The sequence below is a fragment of the Bradyrhizobium sp. genome, from assembly GCF_035570375.1.
In the GTDB taxonomy this organism is placed as follows: domain Bacteria; phylum Pseudomonadota; class Alphaproteobacteria; order Rhizobiales; family Xanthobacteraceae; genus Bradyrhizobium.
Genome location: NZ_DATMLW010000034.1, coordinates 38425 through 64003 on the forward strand (window position 1 = coordinate 38425; position 25579 = coordinate 64003).

At 61.1% G+C, this 25579-nt stretch carries 25 protein-coding genes; 10 read left to right on the forward strand and 15 right to left on the reverse strand.

Going from position 1 to position 25579, the window contains the following annotated elements:
- Position 1: 1 nt before the first annotated feature.
- Both VNX23_RS04125 and VNX23_RS04130 read right to left on the reverse strand, forming a co-directional pair.
- Positions 2 to 265: a hypothetical protein gene (locus VNX23_RS04125; RefSeq protein WP_325627907.1), complete on the reverse strand. Its 264-nt coding sequence runs from the start codon at positions 263 to 265 to the stop codon at positions 2 to 4.
- Between the two features lie 285 nt (positions 266 to 550).
- The gene (locus tag VNX23_RS04130) at positions 551 to 688 is read right to left on the reverse strand and encodes a hypothetical protein (RefSeq protein WP_325627908.1); all 138 of its coding nucleotides are present in this window, start codon (positions 686 to 688) and stop codon (positions 551 to 553) included.
- Positions 689 to 824: 136 nt separating this feature from the next.
- On the opposite strand from VNX23_RS04130, the gene VNX23_RS04135 reads away from it, so the two are divergent.
- The 7 genes from VNX23_RS04135 to VNX23_RS04165 all read left to right on the forward strand — a co-directional run bounded on the left by VNX23_RS04135 (position 825) and on the right by VNX23_RS04165 (position 9264).
- A complete protein-coding gene (locus VNX23_RS04135) occupies positions 825 to 2078 on the forward strand; it encodes a lactonase family protein (RefSeq protein ID WP_325627909.1) in 1254 nt (417 codons plus the stop codon).
- 60 nt (positions 2079 to 2138) lie between these two features.
- The gene (locus VNX23_RS04140; RefSeq protein ID WP_325627910.1) at positions 2139 to 3137 is read left to right on the forward strand and encodes an alpha/beta hydrolase; all 999 of its coding nucleotides are present in this window, start codon (positions 2139 to 2141) and stop codon (positions 3135 to 3137) included.
- A gap of 130 nt (positions 3138 to 3267) precedes the next feature.
- Positions 3268 to 4044, forward strand: a complete 777-nt coding sequence (locus tag VNX23_RS04145; RefSeq protein WP_325627911.1) for a cyclase family protein — start codon at positions 3268 to 3270, stop codon at positions 4042 to 4044.
- A 499-nt stretch (positions 4045 to 4543) separates the two neighbouring features.
- Positions 4544 to 5722 carry an ABC transporter substrate-binding protein gene (locus tag VNX23_RS04150; protein WP_325627952.1) on the forward strand — a complete coding sequence of 393 codons (1179 nt, stop codon included), beginning with the start codon at positions 4544 to 4546 and terminating at the stop codon, positions 5720 to 5722.
- 94 nt (positions 5723 to 5816) lie between these two features.
- Positions 5817 to 6692, forward strand: coding sequence for a branched-chain amino acid ABC transporter permease (locus tag VNX23_RS04155; RefSeq protein WP_325627912.1), 876 nt, complete (start codon positions 5817 to 5819; stop codon positions 6690 to 6692).
- 3 nt (positions 6693 to 6695) lie between these two features.
- The gene (locus VNX23_RS04160; protein WP_325627913.1) at positions 6696 to 7619 is read left to right on the forward strand and encodes a branched-chain amino acid ABC transporter permease; all 924 of its coding nucleotides are present in this window, start codon (positions 6696 to 6698) and stop codon (positions 7617 to 7619) included.
- A gap of 163 nt (positions 7620 to 7782) precedes the next feature.
- A complete protein-coding gene (locus tag VNX23_RS04165; RefSeq protein ID WP_325627953.1) occupies positions 7783 to 9264 on the forward strand; it encodes an ATP-binding cassette domain-containing protein in 1482 nt (493 codons plus the stop codon).
- 24 nt (positions 9265 to 9288) lie between these two features.
- Here the strand turns inward: VNX23_RS04165 and VNX23_RS04170 are convergent, their stop codons facing one another.
- Together VNX23_RS04170 and VNX23_RS04175 are read right to left on the reverse strand one after the other, a co-directional pair.
- Positions 9289 to 9540, reverse strand: coding sequence for a hypothetical protein (locus VNX23_RS04170; protein WP_325627914.1), 252 nt, complete (start codon positions 9538 to 9540; stop codon positions 9289 to 9291).
- 96 nt (positions 9541 to 9636) lie between these two features.
- A complete protein-coding gene (locus VNX23_RS04175) occupies positions 9637 to 10365 on the reverse strand; it encodes a Crp/Fnr family transcriptional regulator (RefSeq protein ID WP_325627915.1) in 729 nt (242 codons plus the stop codon).
- Positions 10366 to 11007: 642 nt separating this feature from the next.
- Between VNX23_RS04175 and VNX23_RS04180 the strand changes: the two genes are divergently transcribed.
- The gene (locus tag VNX23_RS04180) at positions 11008 to 11325 is read left to right on the forward strand and encodes a cytochrome c (RefSeq protein ID WP_325627916.1); all 318 of its coding nucleotides are present in this window, start codon (positions 11008 to 11010) and stop codon (positions 11323 to 11325) included.
- A 9-nt stretch (positions 11326 to 11334) separates the two neighbouring features.
- Here the strand turns inward: VNX23_RS04180 and VNX23_RS04185 are convergent, their stop codons facing one another.
- From VNX23_RS04185 to VNX23_RS04205, 5 genes are all read right to left on the reverse strand, one after another.
- A complete protein-coding gene (locus VNX23_RS04185) occupies positions 11335 to 12438 on the reverse strand; it encodes an ABC-type transport auxiliary lipoprotein family protein (protein WP_325627917.1) in 1104 nt (367 codons plus the stop codon).
- 5 nt (positions 12439 to 12443) lie between these two features.
- A complete protein-coding gene (locus VNX23_RS04190; RefSeq protein WP_325627918.1) occupies positions 12444 to 13223 on the reverse strand; it encodes an ABC transporter ATP-binding protein in 780 nt (259 codons plus the stop codon).
- Positions 13224 to 13226: 3 nt separating this feature from the next.
- Entirely contained in the window at positions 13227 to 14363 is a 1137-nt protein-coding gene (locus VNX23_RS04195; RefSeq protein ID WP_325627919.1) for an ABC transporter permease, read from the reverse strand.
- A gap of 133 nt (positions 14364 to 14496) precedes the next feature.
- Positions 14497 to 17190, reverse strand: a complete 2694-nt coding sequence (locus VNX23_RS04200) for a bifunctional acetate--CoA ligase family protein/GNAT family N-acetyltransferase (RefSeq protein WP_325627920.1) — start codon at positions 17188 to 17190, stop codon at positions 14497 to 14499.
- 78 nt (positions 17191 to 17268) lie between these two features.
- Positions 17269 to 18111, reverse strand: coding sequence for a universal stress protein (locus tag VNX23_RS04205; RefSeq protein WP_325627921.1), 843 nt, complete (start codon positions 18109 to 18111; stop codon positions 17269 to 17271).
- 275 nt (positions 18112 to 18386) lie between these two features.
- On the opposite strand from VNX23_RS04205, the gene VNX23_RS04210 reads away from it, so the two are divergent.
- Positions 18387 to 19370 (forward strand): zinc-dependent alcohol dehydrogenase family protein, encoded by a 984-nt coding sequence (locus tag VNX23_RS04210; protein ID WP_325627922.1) that lies wholly within the window; start codon positions 18387 to 18389, stop codon positions 19368 to 19370.
- A 149-nt stretch (positions 19371 to 19519) separates the two neighbouring features.
- Here the strand turns inward: VNX23_RS04210 and VNX23_RS04215 are convergent, their stop codons facing one another.
- Positions 19520 to 19897: a hypothetical protein gene (locus VNX23_RS04215; protein WP_325627923.1), complete on the reverse strand. Its 378-nt coding sequence runs from the start codon at positions 19895 to 19897 to the stop codon at positions 19520 to 19522.
- A gap of 171 nt (positions 19898 to 20068) precedes the next feature.
- Between VNX23_RS04215 and VNX23_RS04220 the strand changes: the two genes are divergently transcribed.
- Positions 20069 to 20800: a CBS domain-containing protein gene (locus VNX23_RS04220; RefSeq protein ID WP_325627924.1), complete on the forward strand. Its 732-nt coding sequence runs from the start codon at positions 20069 to 20071 to the stop codon at positions 20798 to 20800.
- Positions 20801 to 20806: 6 nt separating this feature from the next.
- Here the strand turns inward: VNX23_RS04220 and VNX23_RS04225 are convergent, their stop codons facing one another.
- The 5 genes from VNX23_RS04225 to VNX23_RS04245 form a co-directional block, all read right to left on the reverse strand.
- The gene (locus VNX23_RS04225; RefSeq protein WP_325627925.1) at positions 20807 to 21778 is read right to left on the reverse strand and encodes an ABC transporter substrate-binding protein; all 972 of its coding nucleotides are present in this window, start codon (positions 21776 to 21778) and stop codon (positions 20807 to 20809) included.
- Between the two features lie 126 nt (positions 21779 to 21904).
- Positions 21905 to 22363 (reverse strand): RidA family protein, encoded by a 459-nt coding sequence (locus VNX23_RS04230; RefSeq protein ID WP_325627926.1) that lies wholly within the window; start codon positions 22361 to 22363, stop codon positions 21905 to 21907.
- A gap of 18 nt (positions 22364 to 22381) precedes the next feature.
- Positions 22382 to 24073: a benzoate-CoA ligase family protein gene (locus VNX23_RS04235; RefSeq protein ID WP_325627927.1), complete on the reverse strand. Its 1692-nt coding sequence runs from the start codon at positions 24071 to 24073 to the stop codon at positions 22382 to 22384.
- 182 nt (positions 24074 to 24255) lie between these two features.
- Positions 24256 to 25071 carry an alpha/beta hydrolase gene (locus tag VNX23_RS04240; protein ID WP_325627928.1) on the reverse strand — a complete coding sequence of 272 codons (816 nt, stop codon included), beginning with the start codon at positions 25069 to 25071 and terminating at the stop codon, positions 24256 to 24258.
- Positions 25072 to 25077: 6 nt separating this feature from the next.
- Positions 25078 to 25569 carry a MarR family winged helix-turn-helix transcriptional regulator gene (locus tag VNX23_RS04245; protein WP_325627929.1) on the reverse strand — a complete coding sequence of 164 codons (492 nt, stop codon included), beginning with the start codon at positions 25567 to 25569 and terminating at the stop codon, positions 25078 to 25080.
- Positions 25570 to 25579: the final 10 nt, after the last annotated feature.

Sequence of the window (25579 nt, forward strand, 5' to 3'; positions counted from 1 at the left end):
TTTAGAGTATCGGCCGGCTAAAGAACCGAAAATTGAGGTTTGCGAGGCTGTCGCCGATCTCTTCCGGCGGCCGCGGCCGGTAGCGCAGCCGTTCGGACATCAGTTGCAAGCTGGCGCGCAACTCGACCTCGCTTTGCCGGATCCGGTTTCGGATCTCGCGGCGGTCGAACGTGGTGAGCGCCGGGCTTGCAAGCTCGCGCCAGGCTTCGCGCTGCGCGGCTTTCAGCGTGTCGATTTCGATGATCAAAGCGTCAGGCTCAGTCATTTTTTCCGCCCCCATCTCGAGCTGAAGCCGCTTCGGTATTTAGTTAGGAATGGTTAACGAAACCCTACCGGCCTGGCCTGCCCGTCCCGGGGTTCATCTTTCTTCAAAGCGCGATGCGTTGTGATGGCGGATATCGTCAACATCCCCATCGATTGAGGCGCCACGCGAAGGCTTGCCGCCGCTTCTCATGCAAGCCTGCCTGCTGCTGGCAGTCTTCAGCACGGCGTTGCTCCCGGCCTTGTATTTCGATCACGCTTGGCTGATCGATGCCCGCGGCCACTTCATTCACTCCGACTTCGCCACGTCCGGGCCGCGGGCAAGCTCGCACTCGACGAACAACCCGCGTTTCCATTCTTCGAAATTCGGACTTGCCAGCATGCCGCGCTGATCGCGCGTCTTGTGATCGAGCCGTCGGGCAAGCAAGGACCATCAGCGGTCCCAATAGCCGCAGCGAGCTTTTGCATCGAAAACGATGGCGGATGTCAAAATCGGTCGATTTTGACCGGCTTTCCATCTTTTGCTATGGCTGTCTCACCCCAACCACAGCGAGAAGGCGGCCATGATCAATCGTCGCGCGTTCTCCACCCTCCTTGCCGGCGCCATCGCGGCTCCCAAGGCTTCACTTGCGCAAAATCCCATGTCGAAAAGCGTGTTCTATTCCGCCGTCGGGCCTGACCTGACGCTCTATGGCGTCGACGCCGACAATGCCGCGCTCGTCAAGCAAAGCACGGTGTCGGCGCCGACCAATATCCAATATGCCTGGCCGCATCCCTCGATGCGCTATCTTTATGTCGTCTCCAGCAACGGTGGCCCCGGCGGGACAGGCGGCACCGGTGACACGCACGTCGCCAACGCCTTCGCCATCGATCCCGCTTCGGGTGCGCTGAAAGCGCACGGCGACGCCGTGAAATTGCCTTCGCGTCCGATTCACACCAGCGTCGACATGTCGGGCCAGTACCTGCTGATCGCCCACAACAATCCTTCCGGCGTAAGCGTGCATCGGATCAAGGCGGATGGTTCGCTCGGCGAGCGCGTCAATCAGCCGGATAAACTCGACACCGGAATTTTTGCCCATCAGATTCTTGCCGCGCCCGACAACCGGCAGGTTATCCTGGTGACGCGCGGCAACAATGCGCCCTCAGACAATCCGGTCGATCCCGGCTCGATCAAGGTCTTCGGCTTCAAGGACGGCGTGCTGACGAATGCTGCAGCGATCCAGCCCGGCGACGGCATGCAGTTCGGCCCGCGCCACCTCGACTTCCACCCGACGCAGCCGTGGGTTTACGTCTCGATCGAGAGTCAGAACAAGCTTTGCGTCTACAGGCGCGACGCCGCAAGCGGGCTTTCCCGCGAACCGCTTTTCATCAAAAACACGCTGAGCGATCCCGCATCGAAGCTGCGGCAAGCCGCCGGACCCATCCACGTCAGTCCCGACGGGCGCTTCGTCTATCTCACCAACCGCGCCTTCTGGACGACGGAGTTCGAGGGCAAGCAGGTATTTTCGGGCGGCGAGAACTCGGTCGCGGTGTTTGCAATCGATCAGACCACCGGCGAGCCGACGCTGATCCAGAATGCGGATGCGCACGCCAATTACCTGCGCACGTTCGCAATCGATCCACAGAGGCGGATTCTCGTCGCCGCATCGGTGTGGCCGATGCTCGTGCGCGAAGGAAAGGACATCACCACGCTTCCCGCGGCCATCGTCGTCTACCGCATCGGTGACGACGGAAAACTCACCTTCGTGCGCAAATACGACATCGACGCCAGCGCGCAGAAGCAACAGTTCTGGGCCGGCATGGTGAGGCTGTCGTAGCCCGCTGTCCGGTCGCCCCTTGCCGGCGCATCAAGGGTAACAATCAGAACTTGAGGAAGCATGCCCGATAGCAAGCAAAGCCATGGTGGCCTGATCTCGCGCCGATCCCTGCTCGGCACGGCGGCCGCCGTGGCCGCAACGCCCGCTTCGGCCGAGGATTGTCGGATCGGGCCGTCCCCTCACGAAAAGGGACCGAAGGTCTGGATGGAGATGGACCAGGTCGAACTCGATGCGGCCTATGATCAATCCACCTACGCGCCGATGATCGACCAGATCCTGAAACGCTATGCCTCTGCGAGCGAGACGACGCGCTCGCGGCTTGGCGCGCCGAAGCGGCTGGCCTACGGGCCGACGCCGATCGAGGGCCTCGACCTCTATCCGGCAAAATCGTCGAACGCTCCGATCTTCGTATTTATCCATGGCGGCCGATGGCTTCGGGGCAGTGCCAGGAATTACGGCTTTCCGGCCGACCTTTTCGTCAACGCCGGCGTGAACTACATCGCGCTCGACTTCATCCAGGTGGAGGCTGCGAAAGGCGATATCAGGCCGATGGCCGAGCAGGTGCGCCGCGGAATCGCCTGGGTTTACAAAAATGCCGCCAGTTTTTCCGGCGACACCAAACGCTTCTACATCGGCGGCCACTCGTCCGGCGGCCACCTCTGCGGTGTCGCGCTCGTGACCGACTGGCAAAAGGATTTCGCGTTGCCACCCGACATGATCACGGGCGGCCTCTTGATGAGCGGCATCTACGATTTGAAACCGGTACGGCTCTCGGCGCGCAGCGCCTACATCAGGTTCGACGACGATATGGAGCAATCCTTGAGTTCGATACGGCACATCGACATGCTGCGTGCGCCGATCACCGTCACCTGTGGCACCTACGAGACGCCCGAGTTCCAGCGCCAGAGCCGCGACTTCGCTGCGGCCCTGAAGGACGCCGGCAAGCCCGTCGAACTGATCGAAGCACCGGATTTCAACCATTTCGAGATGTGCGAAAGCCTCGGCAATCCCTACGGCCCGAACGGTCTGGCCGCACTCAAACTGATGAAACTCGCCTGACGCGCGTCTTTCGGGCCTTTATCCGCGCGACGGACCGAATTCGCGGTACTCCGCAGGTTCCGCGGGGAAACCGGGGCGAATAGTCAGAATTGTCTACTCAAAGATAAAGTGAAAACGAGAGGGAAGCGCCATGGCGCGAAGACTGATCGACATTTCCGTGCCGCTGCAAAATGACGTGCCGGCCGACCCGCCCGGCATCAATCCGCACATTCAGTATTTCGATCACCAGCAGAGCCTGCCGCGCATGCTCGGCTTCTTCAAAGGCCTCAAGGCCGAAGACCTGCCGGATGGACAGGCATGGGCGATGGAGACTGTGCAACTGTCAACCCACAACGGCACCCATCTCGACGCGCCCTACCACTACCACCCGACCATGAATCGCGGCGAGCGCGCATGGACCATCGACGAGGTGCCGCTGGAGTGGTGCCTGCAGCCGGCGGTCAAGCTCGACTTCCGCCACTTTCCTGACGGCTATGTCGTCACCGCCAACGACGTCGAGACCGAGCTCAAGCGCATTGGCCACACGCTTTCGCCGCTGGAAATCGTCGTGGTCAATACCAGCGCCGGCGCTAAATACGGCCGACCCGATTTCGTCAATTCCGGCTGCGGCATGGGCTATGAGGCGACGATGTACCTGCTCGAGCGCGGCGTGCGGCTGACCGGCATCGACGGCTGGAGTTGGGACGCGCCCTTCGTTTACACCGCGAAGAAATTCGCGGAAACCGGCGATGCGAGCCTGATCTGGGAAGGCCACAAGGCCGGACGGCATATCGGCTATTGCCACATCGAGAAGCTGCACAATCTGGAACTCCTGCCGTCGACCGGCTTCACCGTGTCATGCTTCCCGGTCAAGATCGAGCGCGCCTCGGCGGGCTGGACGCGGGCGGTTGCGATCATCGAGGAATGAGACGCAACATCCCCCAAGCGACCGGCTCTAGACCTTCGTATGAGACTGGCGTTCTGCAACGCGCCGGACGTGCGTGCGTTGTTAGATATCGGGAGCGAAGCGAAATCCTTCGTCCTTGCATTTTTCCGAGCCCTTTTGATCGGATGAAGGCGGGACGGCAATTTGACCCCCGCGTAATCCTTTGAATGGACACGGAAAAATTCCACGTTTCCAATCGGTTCCGCGGACTTCTTTCAGGATCTCGTTCGCCTCTTAACGTTGCAATGAATATGAGGCCGTTGGCCGATTTTCGGCCTTCACAAGTGAATGCCAAGATCGTACTCACCTGCCCGGTTTCGTCGTAGCGAAGAAGTCCTCGGGGGTTGCGCTTGCTGAGGACGCGGGCAGAGCTACAATAACTAATTCAGTGGAGAGAAACGTCATGAAGAAAGCATTCCGACCGCCATTTTTCCGGTCATTGCCGGGGCTTCTCGGAGCGACAGCCCTGGGCCTGTTTGCGATGTCCGCCCAGGCCATGGCCGCTGACCCGATCAAGATCGGCGTCATCGCCGAAGCCCAGGCGATCGCCGGCGCGTCGATCCCCCAGGCCGCACAGATGGCCGCCGACGAAATCAACGCCAAGGGCGGGGTCGATGGCCGCAAGATCGAGATCATCACCTACGACAACCATTCCTCTTCGGCGGATTCGGTTCGCGCGTTCCAGCGCGCGGTCAATGAGGACAAGGTCAACATCGTCATCGCGAGCTACATCAGCGAAGTGGTGCTCGCGCTCGAACCCTGGGCTTCGCGTCTGAAGACGCCTTTCATCACGCCCGGCGCCGCGTCGAACGAGATCAGCAAGAGCGTCCACAATGATTATGAGAGGAACAAATACACGTTCCACGGCTACCTGACCTCTGCGGCGCTTGCGCAATCGGTCTGCGACGCCGCCAAGGAGCTATTGGTCGACCAGAAGCACATGAAGTCTGCGGTTATCATGAGCGAGGACGCCGCCTGGACCAAGCCGCTCGACGTCGGTTACGAGGAGTGCTTGCCCAAGATCGGCCTGAAGGTGCTCGATCACATTCGCTTCTCGCCCGACACCACCGACTTCACGCCGATCTTCAACAAGATCGAGGCCGCAAAACCCGACGTGATGATCACCGGCATCTCGCATGTCGGCGTGCAGCCGACGGTGCAATGGAAGAACCAGCAGGTTCCGATCCCGATGTTCGGCATCTCGTCGCAGGCGACCAACTCCACCTTCGGCAAGGACACCAACGAGGCTTCCGAAGGCGTGCTCTATCAGGGTGTCTCCGGACCGAACGTTCCGGTGACGGAAAAGAGCGTGCCGTTCACCCAGGCCTTCAAGGCAAAATTCGGCAACTATCCCTCCTATTGCGGCTACACCGCTTATGACGAAGTCTATTACATTGCCGATGCCGTGAAGCGCGCGGGCTCGACGGAAGCCGACAAGCTGGTCGACGCGCTGGAAAAGACCGACTGGGTCGGCACCATCGGCCGCGTCCAGTTCTACGGCAAGGACGATCAGTTCACCCATTCGCTCAAATACGGCAAAGGCCTTATCACCGGCTTGATGCTGCAGTGGCAGAATGGCGTGCAGGTCGCGGTCTGGCCGCCGGAAATCGCCAAGGCCACGTTGAAGTTTCCAAGCTTCATCAAGGTCACATCGAACTGATACCGCATGATGTGCTCCCGGGAGATTGCCCGGGAGCATTTTCATGATTGCATATTTCATCAACAAGGCAGCGGTGCTGCCGCGGCCGATATAAATGCTTGCGCTCCAGATCCTGATCGACGGTTTCGCTGTCAGCGCGCTGTATGCGCTCGGAGCAACCGGGTTTACCCTCATATTCGGCGTTTCCGGCGTGCTCAATCTGTCGCATGGCGCCATCATGGTGCTGGCGGCGGTGGCCGCATGGGCCGCAGCCAGCGTGTTTCACGCCGGCACCTATGCCGGCGCGCTGATCGGGGTGGCGGTAGCGCTGGTAGCAGCCTTTGCCACCTACTTCGCGGTGGTGCAGCCGATTCAGAAATCGACACGAATCCCAAACGAGGAGAAGGAAATCTTCGTTCTCACCGGCACGTTGCTGTGGGGGATCATGATTCAGGAGTTGATCGCGTATTTCTTCACCAACAACGCCAAGACGGTTCTGCCGATCGTCGAGGGCGTGGTCGACATCCTCGGCGTCAGGACGCCGCGAAACGAAATCTTTACGGCGATCGTCTGCTGGCTCGTGATCGCGATGCTATGGCTGCTCGTGAACCGCACCCGTACCGGCAAGGCCGTGCTTGCGGCCTCGATGAATCCGCGCGGCGTCACCCTGCTCGGGCTTGAGCTTCGCAACATCTATATCGTGGTCTGGGCGATTTACGGCATCCTTGCCGGCATCGCCGGCGTGCTGCTCGGCATGTTCCTCGGCGTGAGTTCCTACAGCGTCGGACCGCTGACTGCGAGCGCGTTTTCGATCGTGGTGCTCGGCGGGCTGGGCAGCGTGTCCGGCTCATTGATCGCAGCCTTTGTGGTCGGTTATCTCGAAACGATTACCGCCTATCTGATCTCGCCGGCCTACCGCACAATTCCAGCGCTCCTGCTCCTGGTCGCCGTGATGTATGTGCGGCCGCAAGGCCTGCTCGGGAGGCGTTGAAACATGCTCGACTTCTTCAAATCGCGGCTGTTCTTCGTTTCACTCGCGGTCGTCATCATCGCCGCGACACTGCCGCTTTACGTCTCCGGCTACGTGCTCGGCCTTTTGACGGTCGCCTATTATTTCGGCGTGTTCGCGATGGCATGGGACCTGTTGTTCGGATTTGCAGGCGAAGTGAATTTCGGCCCGACCTTCCTGATCGGGGTCGGCGCCTATACAGCCGGCATTCTCAACAACCAGTATGGCTGGTCGGTCTATCTGTGTATCCTGCTGGGCGCGCTCGCCTCCGTGATCGCCGGCTTCGTCCTGGCGCTTCCGGCTTTGCGGGTCCGCGGTCCCTATTTCGGGTTGACCACGCTGGTTGCGGTATTGATGCTGCAGAATTTCGTCGTGGTGTTCGCCGATCTCACCGGCGGTGAGATCGGACTGACCATTCCCGACGTGATTTCAATCGACGCCGGCGTCAACTACTGGATCGCGCTCGGCTTCATGACCATCAGCGCCATCATCCTTTACGGCTTGTCGCAGTCGCCGATCGGGCTGGTGCTGCAAGCAAGCGGTCAGGACCCGGTGCAGGCGGGCGCGCTCGGCTTCAACATCGTCAAGCACAAGCTCGCGGCCTTTGTCGTCAGCGCCTTCTTCTCAGGCCTCTCCGGTGCGCTTTTGGTGTTCTATTTCGGCACCGCCTCGGTCGGCACCGTCGTCGATGTCGCCGTCGGCGTGAACGTGATCGTCGCCGCCGTGCTCGGCGGACGCCGCACGGTGCTGGGCGCAGCACTCGGTGCCATCTTCCTGATCGTCGCCGGCGAATTCCTAAGACCGACCGGCGAGCTTGCAACCTTCATCGTCTCTGCAGTCGCCCTGCTCGTCGTGTTGTTCTTCCCCGGCGGCTTCCTCGGAGCGGCCCTGTCACGGGAGGCGCGTTAGTGCGGCGAATTTGAAGTTCCTATCAATGCCCGCTACAACCTCATTACAGGAACTCAAGTTCAAAGCAGCACTTGGCTTATATTTGCTAGAGCTCCTTTGATTCCGAAGTTCGCATCAGAGGCCGCCGCGAAAGCTTGCGAACTTCGGAATCGGAGCTCTAGTGATGGATACGGCCACCAACAACCCGCCGGTTCTCGAAGTCCGCGGACTCACCAAACGGTTTGGCGGCCTTACCGCGGTCAAGAACCTCAATCTCGATCTGTGTGGCGGCGAGATTTTCGGCCTGATCGGCCCGAACGGTTCAGGCAAGTCGACGGCGATGAAGGCGATCATGGGAATCGAGCGCCCGAGCGCCGGCGAAGTGATCTTTCGCGGCGAGAACGTTGCCGGCCTTCCTGCGCACAAGATCGCGCGCAAGGGCTTTGGCATGGTGTTCCAGCATTCGCGGCCGCTGAACCGGCAGACCGTGCTCGAGAACATCATGGTCGCGCTGCTGCCTGACAGCCTCTTGATGTTCTTTGCCGACAAGACGCTGACCGAGCGCGCCGAATGGATCGCCAATCGCGTTGGCCTCGGCGCGGTGATGAACCGGCGGCCGCCGACCCTGCCCTTCGCCGACTTGCGCCGGCTCGAGCTCGCCAAGGCCATCGCCAGGGACCCCAAGGTGGTGCTGGTGGACGAACCGTTCGCCGGGCTGACGCTCGCCGAAGTCGGCACCTTTTCCGAGCTCATCCGCAGTTTTCGCGACGAGGGTCGAGCAGTGCTTCTCGTTGATCACAACGTCAAGAGCGTGGCGGCGCTGGTCGATCGGGTGCTGGCGATGTATCTCGGCGAGGAAATCGTCACTGGCCGTGCCGACGAGGTGATGCGCAACGAGACCGTGCGGCGGGTTTATCTTGGAGGCGCGATCGAGACGTCGGCCCGCCCCGAGACCAGCTTCAAGGACAGGGTCCCGTTTCTGCAGGTCGAGAATGTCAGCGTGTTCTACGGCAAGGCCCAGGCGCTGGAAAACGTGTCGATTCACGTCCATCAGGGAGAATTCGTCTCGGTGGTGGGACTCAACGGCGCCGGCAAGACCACGCTGTTCAACGCGATCTCCGGCTTTTTGCCCTACAGCGGCGAAATCCTGCGCGACGGCGAAAAGCTGCGCGGCACCAGTCCCGCGCGCATCGCCCGCACCGGCATCGTGCAGTGCCCGGAATCGCGCGAACTGTTCGGCGAAATGAGCGTGCGCGAGAATCTCGACCTCGGCGGTCAGCACTTGAGCGATGAAGACAGGGAGAAGCAGCTTGCGTGGTTGTTCGAGCTGTTCCCGATCCTGAAGGAGCGCCAGAGCCAGATGGCGCAGACGCTCTCCGGCGGCGAGCAACAGATGCTGGCGATCGGCCGCGCGCTGATGATGCAGCCAAAAATCCTGATCCTGGACGAACCGACGCTCGGGCTCGCGCCGGTCATCCTCGAACAATTGTCGAAGGCGCTCGAACGGCTGCGGCAGACCACGCAGATTACCGTGCTGCTCGGCGAGCAGAACGTAACATTCGCGCTCCCGCACGCCGACCGCGTCTATGTGCTGGAGCACGCCCGGATCGTGTGGGAAGGCGATCCGGGCCGCTTCGCAGTCGAAGCCGGCGCCGGTTATCTCTGAAGGCCGAGGCCTTTGCCGGGCGGCCTACTTGGCGCTGACGGTGCGCGTTTGTGTTGCGGGTTTTTGGCTCTGCGTCGGCGTATCGGCCGAAGTCGGACTTTTGCCGGCGAGCTCCGCCTGCACGCTCTCCGCTATCCAGTTGGAATTGATGGGCTGAATGACAGAAAGAACGATCATCGCAATCGCGAGCAGGAACGGCAAGACCACAAATCCGAAGCCCCACTTGTCGAAGAACCCGTCTTCCTTTTTACGCGACCTGTCGAACCGGGAATGCATGGATGCCTCCACAAGGCGGATGTATCTCATGCCTGTCTAGCTCAAGGACGCCCGACCCCATGTGAACTGCTTCACATCGGCGACCGCAAATGCGCATTAACTTTCTTCGGTTCCACTTCCCGCAAGTTCCTGGAGCGAAGCGACGTCCAGCACGACGATGGCGCCGTGTTCAAGCCGAACCCAATTGCGCGCAGCCCAGGCGCGCAGTTGCTTGTTGATGCTCTCGCGCGTCATGCCGACCATCTCGCTGAGCTCCTGCTGGGTGACCGCAATCGTGCGATCTCCTTGCGCGGGCTTGTGCCGTTCGGTCAGGCGAATGAGCGCGCTGGCGACCCTCCCCGGCAGATCCTGAAGAATGACCTGTTCGACCTGGTCGCTGGTCCAGCGCAGCCTTGCACAAAGCAGTTCGATGAACTTCATTGCCAGCGGCGGCTGGCTCCGCACGAATGGCAGAAATTCGCGGCGGTCGATGATGAAAATCTCGCAATTGGTGTTTGCGGTGGCATCTGCCGTGCGGGCCTGGCCGTCGAGTACGGCGACCTCGCCGAAAATCTCGCCGGGCCCGATCAGGTTCAGAATCGCGCTGCGGCCATCAGGCGAGGAGATTGATATCTTCACGGTGCCGCTGATCACCGCAACGAGGCTGTTGCCGGGATCGCCCTTGGAAAAAATGGTGGCGCCGCGCTTGAGGGTGGCATGCTTGGCATAGCGGCAAAGCTGATCGAATGCTGCGGAATCAAGATCGCGAAAAATCGGATGCTTGCGCAGCACCGCCAATTTGCTGCTCGGGAAATGCCGAGCTTCACCAATTCTGTTCTCAGCCACGCCAATAAATTCTCCGCCGACACGATACAGCTGCCGACGCACCAGCGTAACATCATATTGGACAGAGCATATGAAGATCGATGGCAACCGTGCCTGTCCTCCCGGAGCGGAAAAAGACCTTGTGAAAACAAGGATTTGGAGCGGCTTCCGAATGCTTCCGCGGAGCGGTGCGACCGGAATAGACCCTTAAGCGGAAGTGCTGCCAGCCTTAACAGGGAGTTAAAATTTATTCTTCGCGCTGGCGCCTGCTTCGGTCTATGGCCGAAAAACGACGCTGCTCGCCGCATTGCGGCGACGACCAGCGGCGTGGCAAGCAACGTTACGCTATGTCAGCGTCTTTTAAGACGTTCCGGCCGTGTCTGATAGCCCAGGCAATCCCACCCGCAAACACAACAAATATGACGAGCACGACCGTGCCCATCACCGCGGCATCGAACGGCATCGGAAAATCCCCCTTAAGGCATGAGCGATCATTCTTCAGCCATCGTAATCATCGTTCCCGAATGGGCAGTCCAGATAGTTCGATATCCAAGCTGTTTTCCCGCATTCCGGTTGACGCAGATCAAATAACTTGTGGCTTTGGCCAAATATCAAGGAAACCGTTCACAACGTCTCGTTTCAATCTCAAGCAGTGGATTTGCGATGCTCGATTTTATTCTGCGCCAGGCGCTCGTTGCGCTAATCGCCACGACGAGCGCCTCGGCCGCGTCGCCTGCCGAACAGCGCGGCAAACTCTATGCGCAGTCACATTGCGCGCGATGCCATGCCATCGATCGCACCGGCGAAAGCCCGCTTCAAATCGCGCCGCCGTTTCGGACGCTGCATCTGCGATATCCCATCGAGTCGCTGGGCGAGGCACTCGCCGAGGGGATCTATACCGGACACGCCGAGATGCCGGCCTTCGAGCTCACCCCCGATCAGATCCACGATCTGCTTTCGTACTTGAAAACGCTCGAGTGAGAGTAGTTCCTAGAGTGTCTGGACGGTCCAGGTGACGAAATCCTTCGCCAAGCGGTCGAACGCTTCGTTGAAGGCCGAAACCGCTGCCTGGGGCTCGAGCTTGTCGAACTTCTCGCTCTGCTCGAACAAACGCGATGCGATGACCTTGCCGTTCTTGTCGAGAATCCTCGCCGACAGGGCGATCCGGGCCGCTGGCTGCGAATCAGTTTCAATCTGAAAACGCCTGACGTCGATCAAGAGCTGGAAATCCGCCTGGCCGACATCCGCCGCGCGCAACGGCGCGTGAGCGATGTCGTAGTTCTCGAAACTCTCGATCAATCTCGCCTGAAGCAGTTTCGGAATGCTGTCGGCCCAGACAAACTCCGCAAAATCGGGATATCCCCTGACCGGCGAGAACAGCATCCGCTGCGTCTCGAGCATCGCCACCGCGCTTGGTTCGGGAAGCGCCAATTGGCCCTTGATAGCCTTGACGGGCGCCGCAAAGCCTTGGGCCGCCCGCAGGTCATAAGTGAGCTTTTGCTGCGCCGTGCCGCCACCAGTCATCTTTTCGATGCCGGCAACGATGCTGTCGAGCTTGCCGGTGTTTCGGGCGAGTCCTTCGGAGAAAATCTTGAAGTTGGCGATGGTGTCCTTCAGCGGTTCGGAGTTTTCGCCGAGCACGGAATCGACTTTGCGCAACGCGTCCCGTGCGGCCTGCGTCATGCTCAAGCCCGCTCCGGGCTCGGCGATGAGCGTCGGCACCTCGCCGGAATTCGAAAGCTGCGTGCCGCCTTCGAGCGCGATCACGGGCACACCGGTCAGGCCCAGGAATTCGAGACCGACCCTCGTGTCGGGGCGCACCGGCGTGGTTGAAGCTACCGAGATCGTCGCATCGACGCGGCGGGGGTTATCGGGTGCAAGCGCAAGCTCAGTCACCTCCCCGACCCGGATTCCGTTGAACAGCACGCCGGCGCCGACCAAAAGCCCCGGCACGGAGCCATCGAACTGCACGTGATAGCTCGTGCGCGAGCCAAGTCCGCCGGTGTTGTTGAGCCAGTATACGAAGCCGAATACGGCGACGATGGTCGCGAGCACGAAGGCGCCGACAATGACGAAGGGAGCACGGGTTTCCATCTGTTTCAGCTCGCTTTGGGTTGCAGCATCTCCGAGCGCTTGCCGTGGAAATAGGCTCGCACCCATGGATGGGCGGATTGAAGAAGCTCATGCATGGTCCCGATCGCGACGATTTTGCCATCCGCCAGCGCCGCGACGCGATCGCAAACGATATTGAGGCTGGCGAGATCGTGGGTCACCATGAACACCGTCAGTCCAAGCGTTTTTTGCAGGGTTTTGATCAGAGCGTCGAAATCGCCGGCAGCGATCGGGTCCAGTCCCGAGGTTGGCTCGTCGAGGAACACGATCGCCGGATCCAGCGCGAGTGCACGCGCCAACGCCACGCGCTTGGTCATGCCGCCGGACAATTCGGCAGGAAACTTGTCGCCGTCTTCCGGCCTTAAGCCCACCATTTCGAGCTTGGCGGTGGCGATCTCGTCCATCAGTGTCTGCGAAAGCTCAAGATTTTCGCGCAACGGAAACTGGACGTTCTGGCGCACGGTAAGAGACGAAAACAGCGCGCCCTGCTGAAACAGAATGCCCCATTTTTCGGCGGCCCTCCGGGTGCTGCGTTCACCGTCCTGGCCAATCTCCGCGCCCATGACCTCGATCTCTCCGCTTCGAGGCGGAACGAGCCCGATGATGGTGCGCATCAACACGGTCTTGCCGCCGCCGGACGCGCCGACCAGTCCGAGAATCTCACCGCGGCGCACGTCGAGCGACAGGCGATCGATCACGATCTGCCGCCCGAAGCCGACCACCAGATCCTTCACCCGTATCGCGAATTGCGGCACTTCCTCGTGCATTCGTCACATTCCGATCGATGCGAAGAACACGGCAAACAGGCCATCGAGAACGATCACCAGGAATATCGATTTCACCACCGATGTCGTTGTTTGCTTGCCGAGCGACTCGGCGCTTCCCCTCACGCGCAATCCATCGCTGCAGGCAATGATGCCGATTGCGAGTGCCATGAACGGCGCCTTGATGATGCCGACCTTGAAACTCGTAACCGACACCGCATCGTGCAGGCGCGCGATGTAGATCGCAGGCGCCATGTCGCCGTAGAATTGCGCCACCAGTCCGCCGCCATAGAGCGCGGCCATCGAACCGATGAAGCTGAGGATCGGCAGCGCGATAACGAGCGCAATGATGCGCGGCAGGATCAAAACTTCGACGGGATCAAGCCCCATGGTGGAGAGAGCATCAATTTCCTCGCGCATCTTCATCGAACCGAGTTCGGCGGTGTAGGCGCTTCCCGAACGCCCCGCCACCATGATCGCAACGATCAGGACGCCGAGTTCGCGCAAAACCAGGATGCCGACCATGTCGACCACATAGGAATCGGCGCCGAACCTGCGAAAGTGGAAGAACCCCTGCTGTGCGATGATCGCGCCGATCAGGAAAGTGATGAGCACCATGATCGGGATCGCCTGGAAGCCCACCCTGTAGAGTTGATATACCAGCGACGTCATCCGCAGCGATCGCGGCCGACGCAGCACGCCGCCAAGGGCAAGAAAAAGCGAGCCGAGCATTCCCAGGAACGCGCTGACGTCTTCCCTCGCGCCCAGCGTGGCGCGGCCAATGTCGTTCAGTTTCACCACAACCGGATTTGAGGCAGGCGGCGGCGCCGGGTTGCGGCGGTTGACCTGATGGATTTCCTCGATCAGACCGGCGAAATTGTCGGCAACACCGACGATGCTGGCCGCGTGGCCGGAGACGCTTGCGCGCCGCGATATCTTCTCGAGCAGCCATGCCCCGAGCGTATCGAGTTCGCGCAAGCCCGCCATGTCGAGCTTCAGCGCCTTCGCCTGCTCGATCTTCTCGCTGACCGAATTGGACAGAACCTCAAGGGCGGCCGCATTGGCCGCCGTCCAAGCTCCGCTTGGCCGCAATTCAAGCCCGTCGTCCGATGCAGTGGCCGTTAGCAGTGGGGGAGAACTCACGATTTGTATTTCCTCTGGATGCCCTAGGACATATCTATGCGTCGGCGGCGGCGTGCGGATTGACCTGCCTCAAAGCCCGGGAGCGGCCCGGCGCGGTCTACGCAAATCGATTGCGACACGACCCGCTGCTTCCTCACAATTTGAGGCTTACCTCGCAAAGGCTGTGATCGACCGCATCGGTCCTGATCTCGAAACCGAGGTTCCGGCACATCTCCAGCATGACCGTATTTTCCTGAAGCACTTCGCCGGAGATCATTTTGAGGCCTTCGGAGCGCGCGTATTCGATGATCAGTTGCATCAACGCCCAGCCGAGCCCCCTGCCCTTGAGGTCGGAGCGGAGCAGGATCGCGTATTCGCCATTCTCGTAGATCGAGTCCGAATGAATACGCACCACGCCGACCATTTCCTTGCCGGGTTCGTCGAAGGCGACGAAGGCCATGGCGCGGGCGTAATCGAGCTGGGTCAGCCGCGCAATGAATTCGTGGGAAAATTGCTTCATCGGGACAAAGAAGCGGAGCCGCAGGTCCTCGAGCGTGACGTGGCGCAGGAATTCATGAATCAGTGGTTCGTCCTCGGGCCTGATCGGGCGCACGAGGACGCGCCGGCCGTCCTTGACCTCGATACGCCGCTGCCATTGCGACGGATAGGGCCGGACGGCGAAATTGGCAGGCCCTGAACCGGCGAACTTCCGTTCCACCTTTCCGACCGCGACCCGTGCATCGACCGCCATCACGCCATTCTCGTCGGCGAGCAGCGGATTGATGTCCAGCTCGCGAATTTCAGGAATGTCAGCGGCCATCTGCGCGATCTTGACCAGTACCATCTCCACCTCATCCTGCTTGACCGCAGGCACGTTCCGATAGCCGCGCAGCAGCCGCGAAACGCGGGTTCGCGCAACGAGGCTCCGCGCCAGCTGCAGATCGAGCGGCGGCAGCGTCAGGGCCTTGTCGTTGATGATCTCGACCGCGGTACCGCCTCTGCCGAACACGACGACGGTGCCGAAGGTCGGGTCGTCGGCAAGACCAAGGATTAATTCGCGCGCCTTGGGCCGTACCACCATCGCCTGCACGATGACCCCGGCAACTCGCGCCTCAGGGCGAAGCGCGTTGGCCCGCGCGATGATCTCGGAGGCGGATGCGCGCACCGCGTCCGCTGTCGTGAGGTTGAGTACCACGCCGCCGACATCGGACTTGTGAACGATATCGCGTGACATGATCTTGAGCACCACGGTCGCGCCTTGGGCGAACAGACGCGAGGCGTGAGCGACGGCTTGCCCTGCATCGGCGGCCGCATAGGTCGGCACCATAGCAATGCCATAGGCCTCGAGCAGCCGGCCGATCTCGACCGGCTCGAGCCAATGTCGGCCATCTGCAAGCGCCGCGGCAATGATGGCTCGTGCCGCCTCGATAGCCGGCACAAAATCAGTTGGCATGGCAGGCGGTACCTGCGTCAGCAGCGTCAGCACCTCGCGATGACGAACCAGATGCATGAAGCCGCGGATCGCATCGTCTTCTGTTGGGTAATTGGGGATAAGGGCGCCGCTCAGCTTGTCGGCGATTTTTTCCTCCGCGCCGATCCACGCCGCGAGCACGGGCTTGGCCGCGTTGCGGCGGCGCTCGCGATGTTTCCCGACCACATCGATCACGGTGGTTGCGATGTCGTTGGTGCTCGCGATCGCGGTTTGAACGTTCATGACCAGAATGGCATCGTTATCTGGATCGTCGAGCAAAACTTCCAGCGCCGCCGCGTAGCGCGCCGGATCCGCATCACCGACGATATCGACCGGATTCGACCCCGACCATGTCGGCGGCAGGACTGCGTCGAGCTTCGCGCGGGCCGGGGGTGTCATCGGTGCGGGAGTTCCACCCAGTTCGGAAAGCCGATCGATGGCGAGCACACCGATGCCGCCGCCATTGGTCAGGATGGCAAGCCGCTTTCCCGAAGGTGAGCCGACGCGCCCAAGCGTCTCGGCGCAGTCGAACAATTCGCGAAGGTCGAGAACCCGCAAGATGCCGGCGCGGCGAAAGGCGGCTTCGTAGACTGCGTCCGAGCCGGCGAGCGCGCCGGTGTGCGTTGCCGCCGCCTTGGCACCCTGCGCCAGGCGGCCGGACTTGACGACGACGACCGGCTTGACCCTGGCCGCGGCGCGCGCCGCCGACATGAATTTGCGGGCATTCTTGATCGCCTCGACATAGAGCAGGATAGCGCGGGTTGCGCCGTCAAGCGCGAAGTAATCGAGGAGATCGGCGATATCGACATCAAGCTGGTCTCCGATGGAAATGATGCCGGAGAAACCCACCGCGCGCTGCGCGGCCCAATCGACCATGCCTGTGGCAATCGCGCCGGACTGCGAGATCAGCGCCAGATTTCCCGCAGCCGGCGTATGCGCCGCGAAACTGGCGTTGAGATCGGCGTTTGGCATCATGATGCCGAGACAATTCGGCCCGATCAGCCTCATGCCGTATTTGCGCGCCGCCGCCTCGGTAGCCTCCGCGAGCGAACCCGTGCCGCGGCCGAGCGCGGCCGCGATGATGACGGCTCCGGCCGAGCCGAGTTTTCCGGCCTCCTCGATCAGGCCGGGGACCACCGCGGCCGGGGCAGTGATCACCACGAGTTCCGGAACGAACGGCAATTTGCCCAGGGCGGGGACCGTGGCGATGCCATCGACCTCGGCATAGCGCGTATTCACAAGGCCGAATTGGCCTTTGAATTTGCCACCCAGAATGTTGCGCAAGACGGAGCGGCCGACGGAACCCTGGCGCGGACTTGCCCCGACCAGTGCAAGCGAACGCGGCGCAAGCAGATTCTTCAGGCGATAAGTCGACATCGGTGTTTCGGGACCCAGCGGATTTCAAAGGATGTTCATGCGATCAGCGCGCTCTTAAGGATTTTTCGAAATCGCGCGTTAATGCGACATCATCACCCAGCAGGGCGGCCGCCCGATGACGGTTTTGGTAGCACCGCCCCAGATGGTTTCGTTCAACCGCGAATGGCGATAGGCTCCCATGACCAGGAGGTCGATCGCATTCTTCTTCACATAGGCCTCGAACACCTTTCCGACCGAGCTGCCGTCGATCTTGATCGCCTCGAAGGTCGCGTTGACTTCATGTTCCGCGAGATGGCGCGCAAGCGCAGCACCTGATTCGATCTCGGCCTTTGTCTTGGCGTCGGTTGCCGTGATGATGCGCACGTCGGCGGCGTCCTCAAGCAATGGCAGCGCATCGGCAACGGCGCGCGCAGCGGGCGCGGTGTGATCCCAGGCGATCGCCACCCGGTCGAAAACGACCGGCAACTCGCTGGCAATTTCTACCGGACACATCAGGATCGGCCGACCCGATTCAAAGATGAGCCGCTCGACAAGCTTCTCGGATCGGCTGTCATGCGATTTGACCGCCATCATCGACAAATCCACCAGCCGCGCGGACGCAGCAATATTCGCAAGGACCTCGGCCGGCGCGAGCCGGCTGATTCGCTGTTCGTTGCGAACGGAAAAGCGGCTCGCCGCAGCCTCGAATGCCTTCAACAACCCACGCGCATCCGGCACGCTGCGCTCCGCCGCGACAGCTTGCGCATTCTCGATGTCGGGCGAGATCACGACCTCTGGTCGACGGGGAATCTCCTCCTCCACGGCAAGTGCGACGACACGCGCACTGAAATCTCCGGCAACCGCCACGCACTTCTCGATGGCGGCAATCGCCGCCGCGTTGGGCTCGCCGACCAGTGGCAAGAAAATATCCTTGATCGCCATAGGCGTTCTCCTTCGCCATTAAGGTAGGGTATTGCCGGAAGGCGGTATTGATCTCGGTCAAAAGGACGCGCGTGCCAGTTTGCCCGGCAGGACTTCACAAGACTGTCTTCATGATTGATTCTTGATGGAGCAGTATTCCGGCCGAGAAGGCACGGCTTTCCCATTGCCGATCACTTTCCTGCGGATCTGCCTTGATTGAGGTCAAAAACCCGCTGACGGGCCTGCTATACCTACCCAATGCTTTTTGCCGCCGTCGGCTGCTGGGAGAAGCACGGATGCACGCGATGGTTTTGCCAGCGCCGGGCGCAGCCCTGCAATTGCAGGAGCGCGCCGATCCTCTTCCTGGTGGCGGAGAGATCCGCGTGCGCGTGAGCGCTTGCGGCGTTTGCCGGACTGACCTTCACGTCGTCGATGGCGAGTTGCCGCATATCAGGTACCCCGTGATCCCCGGCCACGAAATTGTCGGCCGCGTCGAGGTGCTCGGGCGGAACGTCATTACCCACCGTGTCGGCGACCGCGTCGGAGTTCCGTGGCTCGGCCATACCTGCGGCGTCTGCCGCTTCTGCAAGGACGGGATGGAAAATCTTTGCGATCGGCCGCTTTTCACCGGCTATACGCGGGACGGCGGCTTCGCCACGCATGTCGTCGCCGACGCGCGCTATGCCTTTCCGCTTGGCGAGCAGGGCGACGATGTCGCGATCGCACCGCTGCTTTGCGCCGGGCTGATCGGCTGGCGCTCACTGGTGATGACCCAAGACGCGAAGCGACTGGGCATCTACGGCTTCGGGGCGGCCGGACACATCGTCGCGCAAGTCGCACTCTGGCAAGGTCGCGGCGTCTACGCGTTCACCCGACGCGGCGACCGCGCGGCGCAGGATTTTGCGCGGCAGTTGGGAGCAACGTGGGCTGGCGCGTCGGATGAGCTTCCCGATGCATCTCTCGATGCCGCTATCATCTATGCCCCGGCGGGAGAATTGGTGCCGGCGGCGCTGCGCGCAGTGCGCAAGGGCGGCCGGGTGGTCTGCGCGGGTATTCACATGAGCGATATTCCGAGCTTTCCCTACCATCTGCTCTGGCAAGAACGGCAGCTCGTATCGGTTGCCAATCTCACGCGCCAGGACGGCATCGATTTCCTGAACATCGCACCGAAGGTCGGAATCCGGACCCGGACCACTTCGTTTCCGCTCGCTGAGGCCAACGATGTCCTGAACAAGCTGCGGAACGGACAAATTCTCGGCGCCGCGGTGCTCAAGCCCTGAGGTCGGCGCGGTGGTCCTCCTCGCGCACCTCGGCAGGGGCGGCAGGCAAACGCGCGGCTTGCGCCTGCGGCAAAGTCGAAATCGGCTGCATGGCACTCATTCAATCTCTCGCGGGGGTGAATCGATGGCGATCCAGAGAGTCGGAAGACTCACGGCCGCGGCCGGTTGGCGAACAAATTCGATGCGTTTTCGAGCATTCGCTGACCATGTCTGAACAGGCGCTCGCTGTCGCGGCGCAAAAAGTCGATCTGGTGCCGGCTGCATTCCTCAAACATTGTGCTGAGATCCCTGACCGAGTGCGATTCCGCCACCTTCGAAACGAATTCGGACAACAGATGCGTCTCGGTTCGCGCCCGATCGAACATTTCATTGCCGGCGAACACGATCTCTTCGAGCAGTATCTTCTGCGCGCCGAACATGAATTCCAGCGCATTCTTGTTTGCGTTGGCAAATCGCGCAGCCGCATCAGTCGCGCTCAACGGATCGATCGCGGCAGCATGAGTATCCAGCATTGAAAGCTCCACCATGACAGCCTCCGATCTATGCTTTCTACATGATACGTGGTCATCGACGGCCGAACATTGAGCTGCATCAAGCCGATGAGAAGTGCGCGCTTGACCTGTGTCAAATCGCCACGCGCCGACGAGACTAATCTTTCCCACGACATCAATCGATTCTTCATTCCGCCGGAGCTCTTCATGCGCGCCCATCAAATCATGACCCGTCCGGTCATCACCGTTACGCCTGACACCACGATTGTCGAGGCCGCCAACATCATGCTGCGAAAGCACGTCAGCGGCCTTCCTGTCGTGGACGCCGCGAGCAAGCTGGTCGGCATGCTTTCCGAGGGCGACTTCATTCGCCGCAGCGAAATCGGCACGCAGCGCAGACGCGGCCGCTTCCTGAAATTCATCCTTGGTCCCGGCCGGGCGGCTTCCGACTTCGTGCAGGAGCACGGCCGCAAGGTTTCTGCGGTCATGACCACCGAGCCGCTTGTGACAGTCAGCGAAGATGCGGAACTGGAAAGAATCGTCGATCTGATGGAGAGAAACAATATCAAGCGACTGCCGGTGATACGCGACGACAAGATCGTCGGCATCGTTTCACGTTCCAACCTGCTGCAGGCGGTGGCGAGCCTTGGAAAAGATTTCCCAGATCCCACCGCTGACGACGATCACATTCGCAATCGGGTGATCGACACGCTCTCGAAACAGGAATGGTGCCCGTTCGGCCTTTCCGTCGTCGTGCGCGATGGAATCGTGCATCTTTCCGGCGTCATCACCGAAGAACGCGCGCGCCAGGCCGCAATCGTCGCGGCGGAGAACATCACGGGCGTGAAGAAAGTTCACGATCATCTCTGCTGGGTGGACGCCATATCCGGAATGTACCTGGATCCTCCGGGAGATGAAGACCATGCCAAGGCAAGCTGATCGCAGTTATTCGATTACCTCGTCGGCGAGCGCAATCAATTTCGCGGGTAGCTCGAGACCGAGAGTTTTCGCGGTCTTGAGGTTGATGACGAACTCATACGTCGAAGGCTGCAGCACCGGGAGGTCGGCAGGCTTGGCGCCTTTGAGGACCTTTCCCACGTAAATGCCGCATTCGTGAAATCCGGCCGGAAGATTGGCGCCATAGCTCATCAGTCCTCCCGCGTCGGCATATTGACGCATGGGGTAAATGGTGAGGATCTTCTCGCTGGCAGCCAGCGCAACCAGCCGATCCCGGCGACTAATCAGAAAACCGTCGGCGGTGACAAGAAGGGCGCTGATCCCGCGTTGCGGCAGAGAAGTGAATACGCTTTCTATTTCCTCATCGTTGCTGGCCCCGACAGTCTCGATATTTATTCCAAGCGTACTCGCGGCGGCCTGCAGATCCTTCAACTGCGGCCCCGAATTGGGATTGCTCGGATTGATGAGCGCAGCAATCGAAGAGGCGTTGGGCACAAGCTCCCGCAACAGTTCCAGGTTCTTGGCTCCCAGTCGAGTGAACATGAAGGCGACGCCCGTGACGTTGCCGGTCGGACGATTGACGCTCGACACGAGACCAGACCCGATCGGATCGCTTCCGATCAGGAAAACGATCGGGATCCTCTCGGTTGCCGCTTTCGCCGCCAGAGCGGCGGGCAGAAAGTCAGCGGCTATGATGCTGACCTGACGGTTGACCAGGTCCGCCGCCAGTGCCGGCAGCCGGTCGTACTGGCCATCAGCCGCGCGATCCTCGATTGGAATGGTCAGCCCATCGCTGAGGCCCGCCTCGACCAGGCCCTTTCGAAAGGCTGCCGTCCATGCTGGCTGTGGCAGCGAGCCCTGATGGAGAAACCCGATGACCTGGCGCGGTTGCTGAGCGTTTGCGGCAAGCGGCCACACCGCCATCCCGCCAAAAGCGGCGAGCAAGTCGCGTCGCTTCATGTCCCGCTTCCGTTTTTCAGAGACAGGCTGTCGCTCGCTTGAAATATTAGCAGATCACCCCCCGAAGGTCATGAACTTTGCAGCCGCGGCAAGCGCCGCCGCAAGCAGTCGGGCAGAAAGCTGCGATCAGCGCGGCACCACGGCCGTCGCCTCGATTTCGACCTTTGCAGCCTCTTCAACCAGGCGCACGACCTGGATCAACGCCATGGCGGGATAATGCGAACCGAAAATTTCGCGATAGATTTGCCCCAGCGCCTTCAGGCTGGCGAGATATTCTTCCATGTCGACGACGTACCACGTCAGACGCACGAGGTGGTCGGGCCGGGCGCCGCCTTCGGCAAGAATGGCCGAAATGTTGCTCAGGGTCTGACGGACCTGGCTGACGAAATCGGCAGGCAAGTGACCCTGCTCGTTCCAGCCGATAACCCCGCCGGTCACGACAAGGCGGCCATCGGCAGCCATGCCGTTGGCGTAGCCTTTCGGCGCCGGCCAGCCGCTCGGCTGCAGGACTTCAGGGCCTGGCGGCGTCGCCTGCTCCTTTGTATTCGGGCGGACGACAAGGGTGGGACCTTTCGGCGGACTCACGGAACTTTCTCCTTCACTTCATTCGGCGGCGATGCCGGAAGATGCGGCGCTGTCCCGGGCCATCTGCCGCAAGGCAAATCGCTGCAATTTTCCGGTTTGGGTTTTGGGCAGTTGCGCGACGTATTCGATCGCGCGCGGATATTTATACGGGGCGATCTCGCGCTTGACGTGGTCCTGCAACTCGGTCGTGAGCGCTGCGTCAGCGGCGATGCCGGGCATCACCACCACATACGCCTTGACGACCATGCCGCGGGCTTCGTCCGGCACGCCGACCACGCCGCATTCGGCCACGGAAGGATGTTTCAGCAGCGCCGCCTCGACTTCGGGGCCGGCGATATTGTAACCGGACGAAATGATCATGTCGTCCGATCGTGCCACGAACGAGAAGCGGCCGCTCGCATCGCGAACAAAGGAATCACCGGTCAGGTTCCAGCCATCGCGGACATAATTCGACTGCCTTGGGTCCGCGAGATAACGGCAGCCGGTAGGCCCACGAACCGCGAGTTTTCCGACCGTTCCGGGCGCTACTTCCTTCATCTCCTCATCGACAATCCTTGCCTCGTAGCCGGTCACCGGCCGACCGGTCGTTCCGGCCGCGGCATCTTCGGCGCGGTTGGTAATGAAGATGTGCAGCAATTCCGTGCTGCCGATGCCGTCAAGGATCGTTTTGCCCGTCTTGCGGGTCCAGCTTTCGAACACCGGCGCCGGCAAGGTTTCACCTGCCGAAACCGCAAGACGCAGCGACGACAGATCGGCACCCTGATCCATCGCCGTCATCATCGCGCGGTAGGCGGTCGGCGAGGTAAAGCAGATCGTGGCCTTGTAGGTCTCGATGATCTTGATCATCTCGCTTGGCGCCGCATTTTCCAGAAGCGTGGCGGTCGCGCCGAAGCGCAACGGGAAGATCGCAAGCCCACCGAGGCCGAACGTAAAGGCAAGCGGCGGCGAGCCGACGAAAACATCATCGGGCGTCACCCGAAGCACTTCCCTTGCATAACCATCGGCGATGATCAGCAGATCGCGGTGAAAATGCATGGTCGCCTTGGGCTCGCCGGTGGTTCCGGACGTGAATCCGAGCAGGGCGACATCATCGCGGCCGGTTTTGATTGCATCGAATTTCACCGGCTTGTTGAGTGCCACGCGGTCGAGTTCCGCGTCATGGTTTGACGTGCCATCGAAATTGATGACCTGCTTGAGGAAGCGGCTGGTCTTGGCGCACGCCACCAGTTCATCGGCGATGCGGCTATCGGTCAGCCCCAGCGCAATCTCGGCCTTGTCGACGATCTTGGCGAGTTCGCCGGCGCGAAGCAACGGCATGGTGTTGACGACGACCGCGCCCGCCTTGGTGGCGGCAAGCCACGCCGCGACCAGGGCCGGATTATTGCCGGAGCGGATCAGGATACGGTTGCCGGGCTTGACGCCGTAATTCTCCACCAGCGCATGCGCCAGGCGGTTCGACCAGTCGGCAAGTTCCTTGTAGGTGCGCTGGCGACCGTTGCCGATCAGCGCGATGCGATCGCCCAACCCCTTCTCGACAATGCGGTCGGTGAGTTCGACCGCAGCGTTGAGATATTCGGGATATTGGAATTCCGACCGGTTAAGAGGCAACGCCGGCCATTGCTCGAACGGCGGCAGGTTTCGCCGCGTGAAATCATCGACGTGACCCGATGGGCCAAACGGTGTGATGAGGCTGGATGTTCCACCTGACATGTCCGGTCCTTCCTTTTCAGGATGACGGGCTGCGGTCATTCCGAAAGCGATGCCGATACTTCGAATCCGGAATATAGGCATTTTCGGTTCTGGTGCTTGCGCGCCCTCCCGGAATGACCAAAACATTTTATACTTAAAATAATTGGGCGCAATAGCCCGATCAAGCCCGATCCAGAGGTTTTCTACCGCGCTGCCAGTTCGCTCAGACGCGAGACCATCGGCGAATTCGGCTCGGCGAGCGGGGCGATCGCCGTGAAATGGTTGGCGCCGGCAACGGTTCCGAACCGCGTCGGAATCCCGGCCTGTCCCCACCGCTCGACAATGGCCCGGCTTTGCCGGAAATATTCACCACTCTCCGCCTCGCCCACGACCGCATCCAGGCTTCCCCGCGCCGGCGGTTGAAAGAAAAACGGGCTCGCAGCTCTTGCGGCGGCTTCATCAAGACCCAATGGCCGGTTGATGGAGGTGCCGATAAGCGGCGCAAGTTCGAACAGGCCGGATATTGCATAAGCCGCGGTCACGAGATTGGAAGGCAGCCGGGCATCGAACGCTTTCCAGTCGGTTGCCAGCATGCAGGCCGCCAAATGCCCGCCGGCCGAGTGGCCGCTGATCACAAGGCGCTCCGAAAGCCGTGCCAGCACGCGCGATGCCATCCGCATCTCGACGATGATCTGCTCGACCGTGACATTGGGGCACAGATCGTAGCTCGGGATGGCGACGCTGATGCCATGAGCGTTCAGCCCGCGTGCGAGGTGGCTGAAGGACGAACTGTCGAGCGCCTGCCAGTACCCGCCATGGATGAAAACGACGATGTGCCCTTTGCCATCGCCTTCAAAGAAATCGATCGCGTTGCGCGGGCCGGGGCCATAGGGGATGGAACGCGGCGGATGGCTCCCGCGCCAGGCGGCCGCGTCCCTCACCCACCCCGCCATCACCGCCGGGTGTTCGGGAACCCGCGCCCGGTTGTTGTATTCGGCCTCGTAGTCGATGCCACCCAAGGCGTCTCAAACCCTCTTTTGCGCAGACTTCTGCGCGGAAGCCTTGGTCTTGGCGAGCAGCCGCATCAATTCGCGAACGTCCTTTGGCGAAAGATCGGAAAAAATATCCGCAATCCAGGTCTCGTGTTCGCCCGCCATCCTGCGAAACTCGGCGCGGCCGGCCTTGGTCAGCCTGATAACCTGGACCCGCCGGTCGGTGTCCGACGTTCGCCGGTCGAGGTGACCGGATTCGACGAGGCGCTCGACCAGACCCGTGACATTGCCATTGCTGACCATCATCCGCTTGGAGACATCCGAAAGGGTCATGCCTTCCGGAACCTTGTCGAGCTGAGCCATCAGGTCGAAGCGCGGCAACGTGACGTCGAAATGCTCGCGCAGCCGGCTGCGGACCTCGCCCTCGATCAGCGTGGTGCAGGTCAGGAGCCGAAGCCAGAGCCGCAGCTCGTTGCCGTGATCTTCCGGGAGTTCGACGGCCTTGGTCTCGGAATCAAGGATCATGACGCGTTCG

Coding starts and splice junctions, on each gene's coding strand:
- VNX23_RS04225 (WP_325627925.1), bottom strand. CDS start 21,778: ATGAAGCGACGCGACTTGCTCGCCGCTTTTGGCGGGATGGCGGTGTGG.
- VNX23_RS04185 (WP_325627917.1), bottom strand. CDS start 12,438: ATGGAAACCCGTGCTCCCTTCGTCATTGTCGGCGCCTTCGTGCTCGCG.
- VNX23_RS04145 (WP_325627911.1), top strand. CDS start 3,268: ATGGCGCGAAGACTGATCGACATTTCCGTGCCGCTGCAAAATGACGTG.
- VNX23_RS04180 (WP_325627916.1), top strand. CDS start 11,008: ATGCTCGATTTTATTCTGCGCCAGGCGCTCGTTGCGCTAATCGCCACG.
- VNX23_RS04160 (WP_325627913.1), top strand. CDS start 6,696: ATGCTCGACTTCTTCAAATCGCGGCTGTTCTTCGTTTCACTCGCGGTC.
- VNX23_RS04140 (WP_325627910.1), top strand. CDS start 2,139: ATGCCCGATAGCAAGCAAAGCCATGGTGGCCTGATCTCGCGCCGATCC.
- VNX23_RS04125 (WP_325627907.1), bottom strand. CDS start 265: ATGACTGAGCCTGACGCTTTGATCATCGAAATCGACACGCTGAAAGCC.
- VNX23_RS04165 (WP_325627953.1), top strand. CDS start 7,783: ATGGATACGGCCACCAACAACCCGCCGGTTCTCGAAGTCCGCGGACTC.
- VNX23_RS04210 (WP_325627922.1), top strand. CDS start 18,387: ATGCACGCGATGGTTTTGCCAGCGCCGGGCGCAGCCCTGCAATTGCAG.
- VNX23_RS04245 (WP_325627929.1), bottom strand. CDS start 25,569: ATGATCCTTGATTCCGAGACCAAGGCCGTCGAACTCCCGGAAGATCAC.
- VNX23_RS04215 (WP_325627923.1), bottom strand. CDS start 19,897: ATGGTGGAGCTTTCAATGCTGGATACTCATGCTGCCGCGATCGATCCG.
- VNX23_RS04200 (WP_325627920.1), bottom strand. CDS start 17,190: ATGTCGACTTATCGCCTGAAGAATCTGCTTGCGCCGCGTTCGCTTGCA.
- VNX23_RS04220 (WP_325627924.1), top strand. CDS start 20,069: ATGCGCGCCCATCAAATCATGACCCGTCCGGTCATCACCGTTACGCCT.
- VNX23_RS04205 (WP_325627921.1), bottom strand. CDS start 18,111: ATGGCGATCAAGGATATTTTCTTGCCACTGGTCGGCGAGCCCAACGCG.
- VNX23_RS04235 (WP_325627927.1), bottom strand. CDS start 24,073: ATGTCAGGTGGAACATCCAGCCTCATCACACCGTTTGGCCCATCGGGT.
- VNX23_RS04135 (WP_325627909.1), top strand. CDS start 825: ATGATCAATCGTCGCGCGTTCTCCACCCTCCTTGCCGGCGCCATCGCG.
- VNX23_RS04190 (WP_325627918.1), bottom strand. CDS start 13,223: ATGCACGAGGAAGTGCCGCAATTCGCGATACGGGTGAAGGATCTGGTG.
- VNX23_RS04150 (WP_325627952.1), top strand. CDS start 4,544: ATGTCCGCCCAGGCCATGGCCGCTGACCCGATCAAGATCGGCGTCATC.
- VNX23_RS04170 (WP_325627914.1), bottom strand. CDS start 9,540: ATGCATTCCCGGTTCGACAGGTCGCGTAAAAAGGAAGACGGGTTCTTC.
- VNX23_RS04155 (WP_325627912.1), top strand. CDS start 5,817: ATGCTTGCGCTCCAGATCCTGATCGACGGTTTCGCTGTCAGCGCGCTG.